Origin of the sequence: Lachnospira rogosae (ex Hitch et al. 2025) (assembly GCF_040096455.1) — a bacterium.
Taxonomy (GTDB): domain Bacteria; phylum Bacillota; class Clostridia; order Lachnospirales; family Lachnospiraceae; genus Lachnospira; species Lachnospira rogosae.
In genome coordinates this window covers 182,942-203,293 of the sequence record NZ_JBBMER010000004.1, presented here as the reverse complement: position 1 = coordinate 203,293, position 20,352 = coordinate 182,942, and the positions used below count along the sequence as shown (strand labels likewise).

Below are 20,352 nucleotides of genomic sequence, written 5' to 3'. Positions count from 1 at the left end.
TATTACTGCTCTGTGCTTTCTGTTTCTTCTGATACTTCGTTTAATTCTACTGTATCATCTACAACTTCTTCTGCTGCTTCTCTCTCATCGTTGATAGCCTTAGCCTCCGCATAGATATCACCAGCATTCTCCTGAATTGTTGTTGCTGTCTTCATTACACACTTCTTAGCACGAAGAACTGCTGCTGTACAGTTCGTGTATACCTTCTTAGCATCCTGGCTTGATAATATCTTAATTCCTGCTGTACCAAAAAGTACACCTGCTGCAAATATTCCTGTCTTAACTCCATCGATTTTCTTAAATACGTTTTTCATCTTATCCTCCATTCCCAATTAACATCTGCCTGACGTAATTGACTTTGATTTTTGTTTAGGTATTATCTTATACCATACTTTTTAGTTTTACCACATATTTTTTATTAATTGAGAAACTTTATCAAAAACAGGAGGGACATTATTATTATGGCCCTCCTGTTATACTCTTAACTGTCTTACTGTCTATGTAACCACAAGCTGTTAAACCCTTCTGCACTATCTGGTTCCATTTGCTGGCTGACAGATTGATTACTGAATTATCGTCAAACTCAACTGTGTATGTGTTGTTCATATTACATTCGCTTCCACACGATACACGGTACATATTTCTTCTGTTAATAGCACCAATCTCCTCAAGTGTATTAATCATACGGTATACTGTAGCTGTTCCAATATTAGGATCAAGCTTTGATGCCTTATAATATATTTCTTTGCAGCACGAACATTCTTCATTAAGAATAATGTCTAAAAGCATCATTCTCTGTTTCGTTATTCTGCATCCCCTGTTTCTTAATCTTTGCAGAATTATGTCCTTCTGCATTTCGCTTCTTTCATAGCCAACTACTTCAGAAGCATTTTTATCACATGAATAGTATTTCTGCATTAATGCCTCCTATCCTAGTGGCAGCCTCCACAATGACCACAATCTCCACCGCATGAATGTTTGCCATTCTTCTTGCCTTTAACCATTGTATACACAATAGCGGCTACAATTACCACCAATACCACCAATACGATTACTGTACCCATATTAATCCTCCATTCTTACACCAACTCTGACATCTGCCGCTATATCTGATGAATAAAATATATATCCAATCCGCCACTTAGTGACGGATTGAACACTTATATAATTATGATTAGGAAGTAATCTTAGTTAGCTGCTGCTTTCTTGTATTCTTCCGCTTCCTTTGTTGGTCTGAATAAAAGATAAAGGAAACCAGCTACTAATACAAATGCTACAACTGTCCAGATACTAAATACTCCATCAGCGATAAGGCTTCCGATATTGTAGATGCAAAGTGATACTACATATGCAAATCCACACTGGTAACCAATTGCTATCCAAGTCCATTTAGCACTGTTCATCTCTCTCTTAATAGCACCGATTGCTGCGAAACAAGGAGCACAGAGAAGGTTGAATGTAAGGAATGAGAAACCTGCTAACTTAGTAAATGCAAGTGCAAGTGCTGCATATGGAGATACATCTCCACCACCGTAAAGGATACCCATAGTACCAACGATATTTTCCTTAGCTACAAGTCCTGTGATTGAAGCAACGGCTGCCTGCCAGTTACCCCATCCAAGTGGAGTGAATATCCAGCCGATTGCATTACCAATCTTAGCTAAAATACTCATATCAATTTCATCTTCTGCTAACATTCTGAATCCGTCATCAGCAAATCCAAAATATGTTGTGAACCATACAACGATTGTAGAAAGAAGGATAATTGTACCAGCCTTCTTGATGAATGACCAGCCACGCTCCCACATACTTCTAAGTACGTTGCCAACTGTTGGAATATGATATGCAGGAAGTTCCATAACGAATGGTGCTGGATCTCCGCTGAATAACTTTGTCTTCTTTAAAATAATACCTGATACGATAATTGCTGCCATACCGATGAAGTACGCTGATGTTGCAACCCAAGGTGAACCACCAAAGATAGCACCTGCAATCATAGCGATGAATGGTGTCTTAGCACCACAAGGTATAAATGTTGTTGTCATAATTGTCATACGACGGTCTCTTTCGTTCTCGATTGTACGAGAAGCCATAATACCAGGAACACCACAACCTGTACCGATAAGGATAGGTATGAATGACTTACCTGAAAGACCGAATCTTCTAAAGATTCTATCCATAATGAATGCGATACGTGCCATATATCCGCAAGCCTCTAAGATAGCAAGTAATAAGAATAATACTAACATCTGAGGAACGAAACCAAGTACAGCACCAACACCGGCTACAATACCATCAAGAATAAGACCATTTAACCAATCTGCACAACCGATTGCATCGAGTCCGTCACCAATAAGAACTGGGATACCAGGAACCCATATGCCATAATCTGCCGGATCTGGAGCTGTACCATCATATTCGATAGCGAGGTTAATAGCTTCTTTAATATCATCAGCATCTGCTGTGAAATCTTCTGTTGCAAGTGTTTCATCATCTTCTACAGTATAATCAACTGAATCTGATGACTTAACCATAGACTTAAGAGTTGTAAGAGCCTTAACAGCATCTTCTGAGTCATAGTCTTCTGCTTCTGTATCAATAGCATCTGCTATTGCTTCGCCCTTAGAACCAAGGCTTTCTACATATGCTGCAATGATTTCATCTGAATCGCCATATTCGTCAGCTACTTCTTCATAAGCTGAAGTACCGATACCGAAAAGGTGGAAACCATCACCAAATAAACCATCGTTAGCCCAGTCTGTAGCTGCTGTACCAACTGTTACCATAGCAATGTAATATACTAAGAACATAACTACTGCGAATATAGGAAGTGCTAATATTCTGTTAGTTACGATTTTATCAATCTTATCAGATGTTGTAAGCTTATCCTTAGAATGAGCCTTCTTTACACACTCTCCAATAATTGATGAAATGTATGTATATCTTTCATTGGTGATAATACTTTCTGTATCATCATCAAAATCTTTCTCAAGTTTATCAATCTCTGCTGTAACATCAGGTACACTAGACATAAGCTGTCCGATTTTGTCATCTTTCTCTAATAACTTGATAGCGAAAAATCTCTTCTGTTCTTCTACTACATCAAGACCAATCTTATCTTCAACTGCTTCGATAACAGATTCAACTTCATCACTGAATTTATGTGCAAGCTTATTAACCTTCTTAGACTCAGCAAGCTTTACAGCCTTTTCTGCCGCTTCCTTAATACCAGTTCCCTTAAGAGCTGATATTTCAACTACTTCACAGCCAAGCTTCTCTGAAAGCTTTGCAATGTTAAGTTCAATACCATTCTTAGCTAAAAGGTCGATCATATTAACAGCCATAATTACCGGAATACCAAGTTCCATAATCTGTGTTGAAAGATATAAGTTTCTTTCAATGTTAGTACCATCAACAATATTGATGATAGCATCTGGTCTTTCATTAATAAGATAATTTCTTGCTACAACTTCCTCTAATGTATATGGAGAAAGTGAGTAAATACCTGGTAAATCCATAATGGCAACATCTTTATGTCCCTTTAATCTACCTTCCTTCTTCTCTACAGTAACACCTGGCCAGTTACCTACGAACTGGTTAGAACCTGTAAGAGCATTAAACAATGTTGTTTTACCGCAGTTAGGGTTACCTGCTAATGCAATCTTAATTGACATTCTTTTACCTCTTTTCTTAATGAGTTAATAATTAGTTGTAACTTTCTTCATTTAGATTATGCTTGCTATAATTAGTTAATGCTAACCTTTTGGCAAAAAAATAAATATTAATTTACCTCTATCATAGCTGCATCTGCCTTACGAAGTGATAACTCATATCCTCGTACTGTTACTTCTATTGGATCTCCCAATGGTGCAACTTTTCTGACATAGACTTCTACGCCTTTAGTGATTCCCATGTCCATAATTCTTCTCTTAACCGGACCTTCACCATTAAGCTTAGCAACTTTAACAGTCTGACCAACAGCAACTTCCTTTAAAGTCATCTTAATCTCTCCTTCTCATTAAAATATTGTGAATATCTATATAGAGGCTTGAAACTCAAGTCTTTATACCATAATCTTTGAAGCCATATCGCTTCCTATAGCTACTCGTGATTCTTTAATATTAACTATAACATTACCGCCAGTCTTAGAAATGACCGTCACTATAGCTCCAACTACAAAGCCTAGATTCTCAAGAAATCTTCTCGTCTCTTCTTTCCCACCAATCCTTGTGATTGTTGCTGTCTCTCCCTCACCTATCATTGATAATGGCATAACTTATCACTCCTATCTGTATCTATGTTGATAATGTTTTTCATTTGCTACTGTGTTAGTATATACTAACACTTATTAGATGTCAATTACCATTTTAAGAAAATTTTCATATTATTAATTTTCACATAATAACCGCATACATATACAGTAAAATTAATATGTATGCGGTCATTACTCACTAATTAATATTATATTGGGAAGTGTCCAGAATAAATATGTCACTTATTAATATATTCATTATATTACTTTATATTATGCACATATCTGATTATACACATACATTAACTATGCATATTCTTAATTGTACATACACTCTGATTATGCAAGAGAAGCACCAAGATCCTTGCAATTGCTTACAGCTTCATCATCAGGAGCTTCATTACAGATTACCGGGTCACAGCTAAGGTCAGCACCAGCATTCCTGCTTCTTTCTGCCCAGTCATCCATCCATTCTCCGCTTCCCCAGCCGTAAGAACCAAAGAGTGCTATCTTCTTTCCTGAAAGTGCCGCTTCACAGTCTGTAAACATCGGCTCAAATTCTGACTCTTCAAGATTTTCTGCTCCCATAGCAGGGCATCCGAAAGCTATTCCGTCGAATTCTGCAACCTTTGCTGATGAGAATTCTGAAGCAGTGAATAATGTTACTTCTGCTCCTTTTTCCTTTGCTCCCTCAGCAACAGCATTGGCCATAGCCTCTGTATTACCTGTTCCGCTCCAATATACAACTGCAACTTTACTCATTATCATTCCTCCATTATTGCTTTAATTTAATGCTTGTGCACATATATGTTGAGTGAATCATATATTCACGGTCAACTGATTTAATGTTCGTCCTCCTATAAAGACCTTCTGATATACCTCAGAACATTTCTTGAATCTTGCAAATGTTCTGACACTTTCCTGTTCATTGTAATATACCTTCCACACACCACAACATTTGCAGTTCTGTCCTTTATTAAAAATGAACTCCTTTACATCTTCTACAGGATATCCAAGAAATAAACCTATCTCGTGTGGAAAACAGGGCTGTGTCATAAGACGTTCCTTAAGTGTATTAATACATGCCTGTATACTTCGTTCTATGTATCCATAGCTGGATAGTATATTCCATACATCATCATTATTGACTGCCTTAAATAACATACTTGGTCTGTATACATATATCAATGAACTCATATCTGTCTTTCTTAAGACTTCTATATATACGCCCTTCTCATTAAGGTTCATATTGGCAGTCTTAATCTCAGAATCGAATTCATCTTCTGATACAAATCTATAATTAAAAAGATTAGCCATCTTAATTCCAGCCAATGTAGGTGCACATTCTTTTACAATCTCATTCTCCAGCTTTCTAAGCATATAATCTCCATTCCTTATATTACGCATTACTCTGCCTGCTGTCTGTGTCAGTTACAATTAACAAGCCTTTCCGTCTGCTACATATTCCTGAAGAACTGCATTAAGTGATGAAGCACTGCTTGAATGTGAACGCACAATCCGAATGTCCTTGCTCTTTGCTTCTGTAACAGCACTATGTACCATTTTATGTGATACTGTGTTAGTAAAAAGTATCATAAGGTCAGGGTTGCCAATCTTCTTGCCAAAGCCACTCTTCTCCTTAACAAATACCTTGGCTTTACAGCCATGCTGTTTACATATCTTCTCATATTGACATACCATACATTCATTACCGCCAATTATAACTACACTCATATTAGTCCTCCTCATCCTGCTAAATAGATATATAGTATACATTTCACTGTTAGTTTTATTCTAACTTGTGTTAGTTATTACTAACCTATAACTTTTAAATAAACGGGTCGAGGACCCGTTAAATAAATATAAAGGCATATGCGTTAGCTGTTACTAACTATCATTATAATAGCCTAACTTAGTTATTTTGTCAACAGCTTTTTATTACTTTTTATTATCCTGATTCTACATAAAAAACTCCTGATGTACACTATACAAACCTTTGTCAGTCAAGGCTTACCCGTATAATATACATCAGGATTTTATAATTTACAATATTCTGTTCTTACGCACAGATAGTTATTCTATTTACTTAAAGTACTTAACACCTGACTCGAATATCTTAATATCCTGTTCGCCATAGATGTTAATAGCTACAGAATCACCACGTCTTTCAGAATGTGCCATCTTACCTAAGCATCTTCCGTCCGGGCTTGTGATACCCTCAATAGCCATATATGAGCCATTGACATTCCATTCTTCGTCCATAGATACATTGCCTTCCGGGTCACAGTACTGTGTTGCTACCTGACCATTTTCAAAGAGCTTATCAAGCCATTCCTTAGGTGCAACAAATCTTCCTTCACCATGTGAAGCTGGATTGCAGTATACTCCGCCAAGCTTTGCTTCTGCAAGCCAAGGACTCTTATTAGTAACAACCTTTGTATATACCATCTTAGAGATGTGACGGTTAATTGTGTTAAATGTAAGTGTAGGTGAATTAGAATCCTGTCCTGTAATCTTGCCATTAGGCACTAAACCAAGCTTGATAAGAGCCTGGAAACCATTACATATACCAAGTGCAAGGCCATCTCTTTCATTAAGGAGCTTCTCAACTGCTTCCTTCATCTTAGCATTACGGAAGGCTGTTGCAAAGAACTTAGCAGAACCATCTGGTTCATCACCTGCTGAAAATCCACCTGGGAACATAATAATCTGTGACTGGTTAATTGCTTTTTCAAATTCATCAACAGATTCTCTTATGCTTGCAGCATCAAGGTTCTTGAATACTTTGACAATAGTATCTGCACCAGCTCTCTCAAACGCCCTGGCACTGTCATATTCACAGTTAGTACCTGGGAATACTGGTATAAATACTGTTGGCTTCGCAACCTTATTCTTGCATACATATACATTGCCCTTTGAATATACAGGTGACTCAACCCTATCAGTTTCCTTAGAAACCTTTGTTGGGAATACACCCTCTAATGTATCTTTCCATACACTTAATGCTTCCTCAATATTGATTGAAACATCTTCATATGTAAACTTAGCTTCTTCTGTTACTGTACCAACCTTAGTATAAGCTGCCTTAATCTCTAAAAGCTTAGAGCTGTCTACTTCTGCTACTATACAGCCATATGCTGGTGCGAATAATTCTTCCTTTGATACAGATGGCTCAACAGCAACACCAAGCATATTACCAAATGCCATCTTGCTTATTGCTGGAACTAAGCCGTTAGCATCAAGAACATATGCAGACACAATTGCCTTGCTCTTAATAGCTTCGTGGATAGATGAATATAATTCCTTAATCTGTGAGAATACAGGAAGGTCATATTTATCTCTTTCAATGTCAAATCTTACAAGTATATTGCCAGCTTTCTTTAATTCAGGTGTGATAATATCCTGCTCTTTAGCTACATCAATAGCAAATGAGCATAATGTAGGTGGTACATCTATATGTTCAAATGTTCCTGACATAGAATCCTTACCACCGATTGATGGAAGTCCTAAGCCAATCTGTGCCTCATATGCACCAAGAAGTGCTGCAAATGGCTGGCTCCATCTTGAAGGATCTTCTGTCATTCTTCTGAAATATTCCTGATATGTAAATCTAATCTTGCTGTAATCGCCACCAGCCGCAACAATCTTAGCAACCGAGTCTGTTACTGCATACATAGCTCCGTGATATGGACTCCACTTAGAAAGATATGGATCAAATCCATAAGCCATCATAGTTACTGTATCGCACTTGCCCTTAAGCACTGGAAGCTTGGCAACCATAGCCTGTGTCTCTGTAAGCTGGTACTTTCCACCAAATGGCATAAGTACTGAACCAGCACCGATTGAACCATCAAATCTTTCAACAAGTCCCTTCTGTGAACACTCGTTAAGGTCTGCAAGTGTCTTAAGCCATCTGCCCTTAACATCATCTACTGGCTTAGCTTCAAGGTAATTAGCCTTGTCATCTGGGATATCTACAAGTACTGATGTCTCCTGATGTGCACCGTTAGTATCAAGGAAAGCTCTTGAAATATTAACGATATCCTTGCCTCTCCAGTTAAGTACAAGTCTTGGTTCTTCTGTTACAACAGCAACTTCAACCGCTTCAAGGTTCTCCTCTGTGGCATACTCTAAAAATGCTTTAACATCTGCTGGGTCAACAACAACTGCCATTCTTTCCTGTGACTCTGATATAGCAAGTTCTGTTCCGTCAAGACCTTCATACTTCTTAGGGACTTTATCTAAATCTACTGTAAGACCTGCTGCAAGTTCACCGATTGCAACTGATACACCGCCTGCACCAAAGTCATTACATTTCTTAATAAGCTTAGTTACTTCCGGACGTCTGAAAAGTCTCTGCATCTTACGCTCTGTAGGTGCATTACCTTTCTGAACCTCTGCTCCACAAGTCTCTATAGACTCCTCTGTGTGAACCTTAGATGAACCTGTAGCACCACCACAGCCATCACGTCCTGTACGTCCACCAAGTAGGATAATAATATCTCCTGGATCAGAATTCTCTCTCTTAACTGCGCTTCTTGGAGCTGCCGCTATAACCGCACCAATCTCCATACGCTTAGCAACATAATCTGGGTGGTATATTTCTTTAACATAACCTGTAGCAAGACCAATCTGGTTACCATATGAGCTATAGCCGTGAGCTGCTTCTGTAACAATCTTTCTCTGTGGAAGCTTGCCGTGAAGTGTATCTGCTACCGGAACTGTAGGGTCTGCCGCACCTGTGATACGCATAGCCTGATATACATATGTACGTCCTGAAAGTGGATCTCTTATAGCTCCACCAAGGCAGGTAGCAGCACCACCAAATGGCTCTATCTCTGTTGGGTGGTTATGAGTTTCGTTCTTGAAGTTTACAAGCCACTCCTCTGTCTTTCCGTCAATCTCAACAGGAACAACTATAGAGCAGGCATTAATCTCATCAGACTCTTCCTGATCTTCAAGCTTGCCTTCTGCCTTTAACTTTTTCATACCCATAAGTGCTAAGTCCATAAGACATACGAACTTATCTTTTCTGTCTTTATATATAACAGCTCTGTCAGCAAGATACTTATTGTAAGTTTCTTCCATAGGAGCTCTGTAATATCCGTCCTTAAATTCTACATTCTTTAATTCTGTAGCAAATGTTGTGTGGCGGCAGTGGTCAGACCAGTATGTATCAAGAACTCTGATTTCTGTCATAGATGGATCTCTGTTCTCTTCATTCTTGAAGTAATCCTGAATGAACTTGAAATCCTTAAATGTCATAGCAAGACCAAGTGAATCATATAATTCCTTAAGCTTGTCCCCGCTCATATCCTTGAAGCCATCAAATACAACAACATCTGCTGGTGTATCAAACTTAGTAACAAGTGTATCTGGAAGCTTCTCATCAGCTACTCTTGAATCTACCGGATTGATACAATGGTTTTTAATCTTAGCCTTATCATCATCTGTAAGCTTGCCTGATATAATATAAGTAGTTGCAGTCTTAATTACAGGAGTTTCATTCTCATTAAGGAACTTAACACACTGCTCTGCCGAATCAGCTCTCTGGTCGAACTGTCCCGGAAGATATTCTACAGAAAATACAAAATCATCATCTGAAGCCTTAAATTCATTCTCATACACATCATCAACAGGTGGTTCTGCAAATACTGTTGTAAGTGCTTTCTTATATGTCTCATCAGAAAGATTCTCAATATCATATCTGATAAGCACCCTTACATCTGTAATTGTCTTAATACCGAGATAACCTGTGATTTCATCGTGTAACTCCTTTGCATTAACAGCAAAAGGTTTCTTTTTCTCAACAAAAACTCTTTTAACGCCACTCATTTTAATTATTTCCTTTCTTAATCAGCTGTACTCCTGTCACTACTATTTCAACAAGAATGTAAAATATTTTATCATATCATTACTAAAGAAACAAGACACAAGAACAATGTTGTGTATATTTCTATATTGTATACACTATTCATGCATACGTCTTATAATCTTGTATACAACTTCATTACCCATAACAAGAGGGGCTGTATGTGCAAAGAATACTATGCCGTCTGTCGGTGATAATATCTCACTCTTGACATATCCCTCACACGGATCAATAACCTGACCTATTACCTCATTATGGACAACCGGATCCCCCGGTTCTTTAAGCCTTTTGTAAAAACCTGCATCATATGTCTTAACGGCTGATAAATCATACTCGTTAATGACACTTGCTATGTAACCGCTGTGATTGTTATATTTTAATATTCCCATTCTCGTAAGAAATCTTAACACTGACGATACTGCCTGTCTTGCAGACTTTTCATCAACCATATCTGTGCTGTTCGTATATATCGAAAAAGCATTTGTTCCATTCATCTGCCAGCTATAATTAAGCGTTGCCGTATCCATAGGCTTTGGCTTTCTTATAACAACATACTGCAGTCCAAAAAGATTGGCAAGGCTCGCACTCTGATAACCCGTTTCCATCATACGTACATGAGGTATGAAATCTCCAGGCATATAAAAGCTTGCAAACTGTATTCCATAGCTGTAGCCCTTACTGCTTTCAAATATTGCAGCAGCTATCTGCTTGGTAGTATCTCCCGCTTCATCACCAGGGAACATTCTGTTAATATCTGTATTATCTACAGGCCAGAACCTCTTCTCAACATTCATAGAAAATCTGTTAGCTGACGGAATTACTAAAATCTCGTGGTTATGCGATATTGCACCTCTCATTTCAAGGTCTTTTAACACCTTTATAAGCTGTGAGCATATATATAACTGCTGTATCTCATTACCCCTCATAGCACCGACTATACAGGCTGATTTCTCGCCGTGTCCAAATCTGTAGCCTTCTATCTCAAAATTCTCTCTGTATATTCCCTTAAGACTATATAAAACTTCTTTTTTCATTACACTCTTCCTCCGTGTACTCTCGCAAGAAGTGCCCCCTTGTATACAACTGGATTTTCCCTCAATGTGAATACAATACCATCTACCGGAGATTCAATATGCTGGATTATCCTTCCCTCTATTGGCTCTATTATGTCGCCTATGGCATCTCCCATATGGATATTGCCACATGAATTAATAGATGGAACAAATATTCCGCTTTCCTTCGCTGTCAGGAAATTAACTTCCCCCTCTGTTGAGATAATAGGCTCTCTGACAGCTATTTTATTATCAGCCTCTGGTATTTCCCATATTCCAAGATTACTCATAAGGTTAAATATTCCATCAATAAGCTGCTGGCTGTATTCCCTGTTAATTCTGTTACCAACGCCCATCTCTGCTACAAGCGTAGGTACACCAAGATGATTAAGGCTGTATGCCAGTGTCGCATCAAGCACTGTTATTGATGAAAATATCCATACAAAATCCGCATTTAACATCTTTGCAAATGGAAGCAGTCTTTCCGCATTTTCTTCATTTAGTCTTACCTGCGGCATCTCTCTTACAAATATATTGCTTGAATGAATATCAAGACAGAAATCACTTCCAATTATATCGTTGACAATTCCTGCCGCAACACTCTCTGCCACAGCTCCATTATTATCACCTGGAAATACTCTGTTCATATCAAGCTCAAACATAGGAATTCCCCTTGAACCTGTATCTATTCCAAGGGGATTTACATCTGGATATATATCTATAATTCCTTTTAATCTTTCCAGATTATTATTAACACGTCTTATGACTTCGTAGCACACATACTGCCCATCAAGCTCATCACCATGTATTCCTGTAACAATAGATATTCTTGGAACAGGCTCGCCAGCATAATCTTTCGGTGTGAGCCTGTTCTTCTTAATAACCATTCTCTCATGCACGGGAAGCTCTATTGAAACAACCTCTTCTATCATAAACTAACCTCTGTAAATATATTCTCACTACATAGAATCATAATTTCTTATCAATACACCCTGTGAAGTCTTCTTTAAAGCAATATGCGTAAATACGGTACTAGGAACATATGTCTTATCGCCCATAAATACACGGCTTCCTGGATATATATTCTTATCAATCCTTACAACTGCCCTGTCTGACTCCCTTACAAGTGTATAAAGATTACGGCTTTTTTCTTCATATTTGGCTTTCTCTGCTGTCTTAACAATCTTTGACTGCAACAGCTTTCTGTTAAGTGTTTCATCAAACTTATCAGAACCTGCCTTCTTTAATATATCAAGCTTCTGTAAAGCCTGATTAAATCTGTCTATCTGCGTATCTATATCCTTAAGCACCATAAGCACCTTGGCATATTCACTGCTTATCTCCTTAGTTACACCAACTCTTAATACAGTCTTAGAATAAGACTCACTTCCACAAGCTTTAATACATATACCTCTTACGCCTGTGACATCTCCGCCTATTACAGAACCCCTCTTGCCCTCAAGATATATTCCACCATATGCCAAAGCTGTTGTATTAAGCATATAATCACACTTTATATCACTATGGCTTATAATATGTGCATTCTCGAAAAACCTTGCTGATATATTGCCTATAGCTTCAATTCTTCCGTTCTCACCTGCATTAACACCATCCTGGATAATAATATCCTGCCCTGACCATATATCTGCATCTTCAACATATCCGCCTATGTATATATTACCCATAGCGTGTATCTTGACACTGCCTCTGACACTTCCGTTAATCTCTACGTCACCATTAAAATCTATGCTTCCTGTTCCAACATCAACATCACCGCTGACATTATATACATTACTTACATTAAGGTCGTAGTTACGATATTCTACTTTGCCGCTTAACTGGGCATAATAAGACTTGCCGTCCTCTGACACTGTAAAGCCCTTGCCTCTTAACTTAGGTCCTGGTCTTCCTGGCTTTGGAACTAAAAGCTTTCCAAATACGTCATATCCAAATTCACCCTTGGTAGGTTCTATATACTCTGCAAGCTTATCATCTTTATTAACCTTCTCAAAAAGCTTTACATTAAAATAATCAACAGAACCATCTTCTCTTAATGTAGGCTTATTATCTCTTTCATACTCTGAATCAAAGAAGAAGTTGTAATAACCATCAGTACCGTTAACTGCACTTTTGCCTTCTGCTACCACGATTTCAATATCGTACAGCTTATTAAGAATAACTTCGCGTATTCTCGCTTCATTAATTCCTGTACGCACACCTGCCTGTGAAAGCTTGTCTGCAATCTCCTCATATGTATAAGCTTCATCACTGCCTATGCCATTAAGGACTATACTTGCTTTCATATGATCATTATCAACATTGACAACTACTTCTTTGGTATTTAACTGTATCTGTTCTCTAAGTACATCATTCAATTCTGACTCCTCCAATCAACCATAGCACATTGTCTTATGTCATCTTTATAATCGAATTCCCCTTATATGTATGTCCTTAATTACTGGTCTTTATATACTAATAATTCCGAAGGATCAAGACCCCTCTCAAGCATTATTCTTATCTGCTCCATCTGTCTGCAAGTATATCTTGCATCGGCGTATACGCTTACATCTACACCACTCTGAAGTCCAAGCAATATCTCCTGACTTTGAAGTTCATTAAGCTGTGGTTCTTCCTGAACCTTGCCATCATTCTCAATCTGTTCTCTCATCTCTTTCATCTGGACAGCATTGATAAATGGATCTGCATATGGACTTACGTCTATTCCTTCTTCTTCTCCTAATCTTATCTGTTCCATCTGTCCTGAGGAGAAACCTATCATATTATACTTGGTAATATCTATTCCAGCCTCAAGTCCCAACCTTAACTGTCTCATCTGGTCTGCTGTATATTCGTGAAGCATATACTTGGATACATCTACACATTTTAACAATCCTATTCTAATCTCGTTAAGCTGGTGTGCATCGAAATTCTCATCAACAAAAAATGTTAAATCAACATCATCTCTCTTAGCCAGTCTTATCTGTCTTAACACCTCACCAGAATATCCAAGCTTTGCATATCTTGTAAGATCAAATCTGTACTTTAATGCAAGACGAATCTCTCTCATAACAGAATAATCGTACTTCGGATTGCATATAAGCGATAAATCAATACCCTCTTTTATACCTTCTTTAATCTGCTCCATCTGCATATAATTATACTCCGGATCTGCCATAGCACTTACATCAATTCCTTCCTCAAGTGCCATTCTTATAACCTTCATCTGCCTTGAATTATATTCGGGACTGGCATATATAGAAATATCAACGCCATTATCATTACCTTTAGTAATCTCAAGCACCTGAAGTTCGTTAAATCCAGCTTTCTTCCATTCATCTATTCCCGCATGGGAATCCGCTAAATTCCTGATTTCATTCTCTCCCATAGTTCTCTCCAATATAAATAATCATATAATTAATTGTCACAGTCCGTATTTATACTAGAATAATAGCATATGTCTGACAATTTCTCAACATATTACTTGCCAAATCTCACCACAATTGACAAATTCCCTCATAATTCCCCATATGCCTTATAATCTCCAGAAATCCTCAATACATTTTCCTGTATTATTAATATCTACAGGATACACTTTATCCCATTCCCTTGGATACTGCATCTGGTATTCCTGTGTCATAAAACGGTCATCTAACAGAAGTATTATACCCTTGTCATCTGCAGTTCTTATAACTCTTCCAGCCGCCTGCAGCACCTTGTTCATTCCCGGAAATACATACGCATACTGATAGCCATTCTTGCCCATACTGTCAAAATAATTTCTTAATATATTACGCTGTCTGCATATCATAGGTATGCCTGTTCCTACAATACACGCCCCTATAAGTGACTTATCCCTTAGGTCAATTCCCTCAGAAAATATACCGCCAAGCACACAAAAGCCCGTGACATTTCCACTTGTATTATCCATAAATACTGACAAGAAATTCTCTTTATCGGCTTCCGTCATATTATTATCCTGTATCAATACATTTTCTCCCTCAGAGAGATGATAAATGTAGCTTCCATCCTCAACATCGTGCAGATCTATAACATTGCAGGCATATTTTTGTATATATATATCATACACCTCTCTCATATAGCTGTAAGAAGGAAAGAATATCATATATTTGCCTTGCTTCGACTGCGTAAGTGTGTGAATATAACCTGCAATCTTGGTGTACTCATTATAATTACGCCTCGTATACCTGCTTGTAACATCACGTCCAATAAGCACTCTCTTATTATCAGTATCAAACGGCGAATGCGCATACACAGCATAGTCATCTGCATTTCCTGAAAGCATTTCCTTAAAATAATTCACTGGAAGAAGTGTCGCCGAGAACATTATTGTCGATATTCCCTGACTTAATCTCTGCGATAACTGTCCTGACGGGTCAACACAGTACAGATGAAGTGCAAAGTCACCGTCATCGATATGCTCAGCATATATAACATACTTCTCATCTATGCAGTCATACATATTAATAAAATGTCTTATCTTAAAGAAGAATTCTATTATCTCATCGCACACCGGCTTTCCTTTATTCTTATCCAAGAACTTCTGCATATACGAATAACACGATTGCAGATTAGCTAAAAATGTGCCACAGTAATCATCTATTATTATATATTCTTTATCACAGGCTCTCTTTAATTCAAGAAGATATTTGTTGCATTTTTCAAGGTATGAAGCCAGCCTTTTGTCCATATCCTTAACTACTCTTTTGCAGGCAAGAAAATCTTCCTTGACAAGCGTTGCACTATACATCTCCCTTGCCCTGTCAACAAGATTATGTGCCTCATCTACAAGAAATACATAATTGCCTTTGCCGCCATCACCAAAATATCTTTTTAATGAAGCATCTGGATCAAAAGCATAATTGTAATCGCATATTATTCCATCACACCAGTATGAAACATCAAGCGACATTTCATACGGACACACCTTATGCTTCACTGAATACTGCAATATCGTATCCCTGTTAATTACCGCTTCATTAGTGATTATATCGTAAACAGCTTCATTTACCCTGTCAAAATGCCCCCTTGCATACTCGCACACCTCTGGATTACAGTTGTGCTCATCAAGATGACATATTTTATCCTTCGCCGTCAGTGTCACTGTGCGAAAATGCAGTCCTGCATCTCTTAGTATCGCATATGTTTCCTCGGCTACCGTTCTCGTTATTGTCTTGGAGGTAAGATAGAATATCTTGTCAGTTAAGCCATTACTGCACGACTGCACGGCTGGATATACTGTTGATATAGTCTTTCCTACTCCTGTCGGTGCCTGTATATATAACACCTTCTGTTCTTTTACCGTGTGGTATACACTCGCAACCAGCTTCTTCTGCCCCTCACGGTACTCAAATGGAAAATGCAGTTTCTGAATTGAAGCATTCCTTTCTGCCCTTTCATCAAATACATAATCCATCCACTTTTTAAAGCCAGCTACAAGTTCTCTGTACCATTTTATAATTGACTCACTGTCATATTTCTCTTTAAATCTTACTATTTTCTCAGTTTCTGTATTACAGTAAGTAAGCTGTACATTAATGCTCTCCAGATTATACCTTGTTAAATATATATAAGCGTACACCATAGCCTGTGCCTTATGCACATACACCGGCTCTTTAAGCTTTCCTACATCTGACTGCATAGTCTTAATCTCATCAATTGTAACCTCACCTATCGGCAGCTTATTGCCATCCTCATCTTCCTCAATGTCAGCTATTATTCCGTCTGCCCTGCCCTCTATTCTAAGCTCGTATTCAATTCCACCCTCTGATGTCAGCTCTTCTTTATTCCTAAGAAGCACCTCTGCCCTGTAATTAGAACCCATAGAGTGCTGGATTTTCCTGTGAAGCCTCGCACCCTCCTGCATAACCTTAACATCAGCAACACCTGTATCCCTGTTATCAATATCCCCACCAAGGCACATAAATTCAACCAGATTTCTTACTGATATATTAAATGTATTATCTTTAATTACATACATATCTGTGCCTCCTTATATATCATATTTCTGCATATTTTTTGCGCTCATTATATCATAATTTACTCTTTCTTAACCCGTACACTCACGAACCCGCGCTACGCGCTATCCCGCCCTGCTTCGCATGGCTGTTCGTTCGTTAATGGCGCAAGAAAAGTAAATGTCTGCTTCGCAGCCGCTTCCTTTTCTTTTGCGCTCATTATATCATAATTTTCTTTTTATCTACCCTATACTCACGAACCCGTGCTTATCGCACTCTTTCGTCCTGCTTCGCACGACTGTTCGTTCGTTAATGGCGCAAGAAAAGTAAATGTCTGCTTCGCAGCCGCTTCCTTTTCTTTTGCGCTCATTATATTAAAATTCTTCTGTGACGTTATAGACATACCCATTCTTTACTCTGCCAGTACGCTTTACTATCTCAAGATAATTAAGAATATTAAGCGTATATCTTGACGCTTCAACACTGACCCCAGCCGCCATGGCAAAGTCTTTCACCGTAAAATCTTCCTTCAAATCCGCTGGAACTAACTGCATATAATCCTCTATCCTGTCAAACTTTACTATTCTTCTTATCCCAACCGGTACTCTGTCATATCTTGTTGAACCTCTTTTCTTATCATAACTCCAGCCGTTAAGAAGCTTATATTCTTCCATATCCATAAGCACAAGATTGATTGAAAGATTAGGATTTTTCAGATAGCTTTTTATCTTATATAACTCGTAAAATGCATCATATTCCGTAAAATGTCTTGGCGACTTTCTCCTGCCCTGAACCTCTCCATTATCAGGATTAACCCAGCTTAACCACTTGTTAAATGGAAGCGGATACACCACAGTAACGTGGTAATCTTGTAGAAATACCGAAAGCTTATCCCTCAGTTTATTAAGCTGGCGTGTCTGTATCTCTATTATTCCTTTGTCATTATATATATCAGCATAATAACCGCTCATAGCGACCTCGTGCTTGTCCTCATCAGGCTCATAATACAGCTTAAGGACAGCGTGAAGTGTCTTTTCTGACAATGTCCCTATCCCTTTGTTATTATGTGCCTTGCCAATTATCTTATCTTTAGCATTAACAAATGCCTCGTAATCTTCATATTCCGATGTTTCATATAATATATTGTTCAATGTTCTGTCCATAACCTGTCTAGTAATGTTATACTTTTTTTAATTCATTATAAATCAGAACATATATTCTTACAACAAAAAGCAGTAAAAGCTTTTAATATATATTCTCATTACATATCTACTATGTATAGAGAATATATTTTACTCTGTTACTTATGCTTTTACTGCCTTTTATTTATTATTTATTATTATTTTTTTTAAAATGTGCTATTTTAAGTGTTGCAATAAGTCCCCTTAATGTGTCTGCCTGTGTACTCATATCCTGACTTGCAGCGGCACACTCCTGTGATGTGGCAGAATTAGTCTGTACTACATCATTGATATCTTCAATGCCGTCATCAACCTGCTTAATTGTCTCTGTCTGAGTATTAAGAACATCTGCAATGTTATTAACTTCATCAACTATATGCCTTGAATTATCCACAACCACACCAAGCTGGGAAGCTGTGTCATTGGCAATAACCATACCTTTCTCAACTGCCGCAACAGATGTATCTATTAATGAAGCTGACTCCTTGGCAGCTTCTGCACTCTGTGCCGCAAGTGCTGATACCTGATCTGCAACTACCGCAAAACCTTTTCCTGCATCGCCAGCTCTTGCTGCCTCTATAGAAGCATTGAGTGCCAGAAGATTAGTCTGTGAAGCTATCTGGTTGATAGTTTCTATTATCTTGCTGATTTCTTTGGAAGCTTTTTCTATTTCACCCATTGATGTGACCATCTCACCCATTTTGCCGTTACTTTCATCAAGCTGTGTTCCTAGTTCATTTACTTTGCCACTTATTTCTCTTGCATTCTGTGAATTCTGTGCAACTCTTTCTGACACACTTGCAAGGGAAGCTGTAAGCTCCTCAACTGAAGCCGCCTGATTAGTCGCTCCTTCTGCAAGCTCTGTTGAACTTGATGCTATCTGTTCTGAACCTTCTGCCACCTGGTCAGCTACTCTTTGAAGATGCTTTACAAGATCTGCCATACTTGCTTCAAAGCTCATAAATACATGTAATATTTCCTCAAAATCACCCTTCCACTCAACTTCTGGCTTAACATCAAAGTTACCATGTGAGAATTCCTGCATTGACCTTTTAATATCATCAACATATGAACTTAATGTTCTTATTGACTTACGCAGACTGTGGGCTAATGTTCCTAATTCATCATCTGAATGGTATGTAAGCTCACTGTGCAGGTTACCATTAGCAAGGTCTTTAGCTACATTGTCTATATCCCTTAATGGTTCTATTATCATCTCTGTAATCTTAGCACCTATTTTCTTTGATATAAGGCTCGCTATTACAATAAATAACACAATAGCCACACCGCCTATGACTGCCACAACATTACTTAACAATATTGCCTGATCCGCCTCTTTGTTGGTTTCATCCTCCATTTTATCCGCAATACTCATAAGATTGTTAAGTGCAGGTGTACATACTGTGTGGATTTTATTCTTGGCACTTGCAAGGTCGCCCTTTTCAATCTGGTTAATTATATCGTAACCGATATTGCCCCATTCATTAAGTGCTTTAACATACTGGTTATACAAATCATCATCTATTATATTGGTATTCTTTATAATATCAAGCTGTGTCTGGGAGTCTGTAAGAACTGTCTTAACATTATTCTTATAATTCTCATAAGTTGAACTGTCGTCATTTAATGCCATCTCTCTTATATTGCGGGCAGCAGAACTAATATCTATAATACTTTCTTTAGCAGCATTATTTGCTTTCTGAGCCCCTTTTACATAAGAATTAAATCTTATATCCAGAAGAGATAAACCAATTATGCTTACGATTCCTGATAAAATCATAAATTTAATTACAGTAGCGTAAATGTATTTTATTTTGTCGTGTAAATTTAGTTGGTGTAATTTAGATATCATTCTTGTACATCTCCTTCTTTAAATTGATGGGGGTGGAAGATAGACGGACCCCGGACGCGTTGTTAAAGCGAATAGAAGCAACAAAGACACGTTTGCACTGCGTGTCGCTCGCAGCGGTACTAAGCTGCCAGTTGGAACTGCCAGCTAAGGACCGGCGGCTCCCCAGCG

17 protein-coding genes are annotated in these 20,352 nt (G+C 38.0%); all 17 read right to left on the bottom strand.

The annotated features are described in order from the left end of the window. Positions 1–2 precede the first annotated feature (2 nt). The 17 genes from WMO14_RS07080 to WMO14_RS07000 all read right to left on the bottom strand — a co-directional run bounded on the left by WMO14_RS07080 (position 3) and on the right by WMO14_RS07000 (position 20,184). On the bottom strand, positions 3–314 hold the full coding sequence (locus tag WMO14_RS07080; protein ID WP_055176219.1) for a DUF6110 family protein: 312 nt from the start codon (positions 312–314) through the stop codon (positions 3–5). A 145-nt stretch (positions 315–459) separates the two neighbouring features. Beyond that, on the bottom strand, positions 460–918 hold the full coding sequence (locus WMO14_RS07075) for a Fur family transcriptional regulator (protein WP_022502304.1): 459 nt from the start codon (positions 916–918) through the stop codon (positions 460–462). A gap of 14 nt (positions 919–932) precedes the next feature. Further along, the gene (locus tag WMO14_RS07070) at positions 933–1,064 is read right to left on the bottom strand and encodes a FeoB-associated Cys-rich membrane protein (RefSeq protein ID WP_022502305.1); all 132 of its coding nucleotides are present in this window, start codon (positions 1,062–1,064) and stop codon (positions 933–935) included. Positions 1,065–1,187: 123 nt separating this feature from the next. After that, complete coding sequence (feoB, locus tag WMO14_RS07065; RefSeq protein ID WP_116443892.1) at positions 1,188–3,674, bottom strand: ferrous iron transporter B; 2,487 nt, start codon at positions 3,672–3,674, stop codon at positions 1,188–1,190. A gap of 107 nt (positions 3,675–3,781) precedes the next feature. After that, entirely contained in the window at positions 3,782–4,000 is a 219-nt protein-coding gene (locus WMO14_RS07060) for a FeoA family protein (RefSeq protein ID WP_022502307.1), read from the bottom strand. 63 nt (positions 4,001–4,063) lie between these two features. Continuing rightward, complete coding sequence (locus tag WMO14_RS07055) at positions 4,064–4,273, bottom strand: FeoA family protein (protein WP_022502308.1); 210 nt, start codon at positions 4,271–4,273, stop codon at positions 4,064–4,066. Between the two features lie 318 nt (positions 4,274–4,591). After that, complete coding sequence (locus WMO14_RS07050) at positions 4,592–5,014, bottom strand: flavodoxin (RefSeq protein WP_055176228.1); 423 nt, start codon at positions 5,012–5,014, stop codon at positions 4,592–4,594. A 57-nt stretch (positions 5,015–5,071) separates the two neighbouring features. Further along, complete coding sequence (locus WMO14_RS07045; RefSeq protein WP_242858643.1) at positions 5,072–5,659, bottom strand: DUF3793 family protein; 588 nt, start codon at positions 5,657–5,659, stop codon at positions 5,072–5,074. 30 nt (positions 5,660–5,689) lie between these two features. Beyond that, positions 5,690–5,986, bottom strand: coding sequence for a DUF2325 domain-containing protein (locus WMO14_RS07040; RefSeq protein WP_022502311.1), 297 nt, complete (start codon positions 5,984–5,986; stop codon positions 5,690–5,692). A 348-nt stretch (positions 5,987–6,334) separates the two neighbouring features. Then, positions 6,335–10,087: a phosphoribosylformylglycinamidine synthase gene (locus tag WMO14_RS07035; protein ID WP_116443893.1), complete on the bottom strand. Its 3,753-nt coding sequence runs from the start codon at positions 10,085–10,087 to the stop codon at positions 6,335–6,337. Positions 10,088–10,222: 135 nt separating this feature from the next. Continuing rightward, on the bottom strand, positions 10,223–11,158 hold the full coding sequence (locus WMO14_RS07030) for a M14 family metallopeptidase (protein WP_055176237.1): 936 nt from the start codon (positions 11,156–11,158) through the stop codon (positions 10,223–10,225). Continuing rightward, positions 11,158–12,108, bottom strand: a complete 951-nt coding sequence (locus WMO14_RS07025; RefSeq protein ID WP_055306738.1) for a M14 family metallopeptidase — start codon at positions 12,106–12,108, stop codon at positions 11,158–11,160. The genes WMO14_RS07030 and WMO14_RS07025 overlap by 1 nt, the downstream gene beginning before the upstream one ends. Positions 12,109–12,135: 27 nt before the next feature. Next, positions 12,136–13,551 carry a flagellar assembly protein A gene (locus WMO14_RS07020; protein ID WP_349153558.1) on the bottom strand — a complete coding sequence of 472 codons (1,416 nt, stop codon included), beginning with the start codon at positions 13,549–13,551 and terminating at the stop codon, positions 12,136–12,138. An 80-nt stretch (positions 13,552–13,631) separates the two neighbouring features. Continuing rightward, complete coding sequence (locus WMO14_RS07015) at positions 13,632–14,561, bottom strand: hypothetical protein (protein WP_349153557.1); 930 nt, start codon at positions 14,559–14,561, stop codon at positions 13,632–13,634. A 147-nt stretch (positions 14,562–14,708) separates the two neighbouring features. Next, a complete protein-coding gene (locus WMO14_RS07010; RefSeq protein ID WP_349153556.1) occupies positions 14,709–17,174 on the bottom strand; it encodes an ATP-dependent DNA helicase in 2,466 nt (821 codons plus the stop codon). A 351-nt stretch (positions 17,175–17,525) separates the two neighbouring features. Then, on the bottom strand, positions 17,526–18,302 hold the full coding sequence (locus WMO14_RS07005) for a DUF8091 domain-containing protein (protein ID WP_318255836.1): 777 nt from the start codon (positions 18,300–18,302) through the stop codon (positions 17,526–17,528). Positions 18,303–18,480: 178 nt separating this feature from the next. Beyond that, complete coding sequence (locus WMO14_RS07000) at positions 18,481–20,184, bottom strand: methyl-accepting chemotaxis protein (RefSeq protein WP_349153555.1); 1,704 nt, start codon at positions 20,182–20,184, stop codon at positions 18,481–18,483. Between the last annotated feature and the right edge of the window lie 168 nt (positions 20,185–20,352).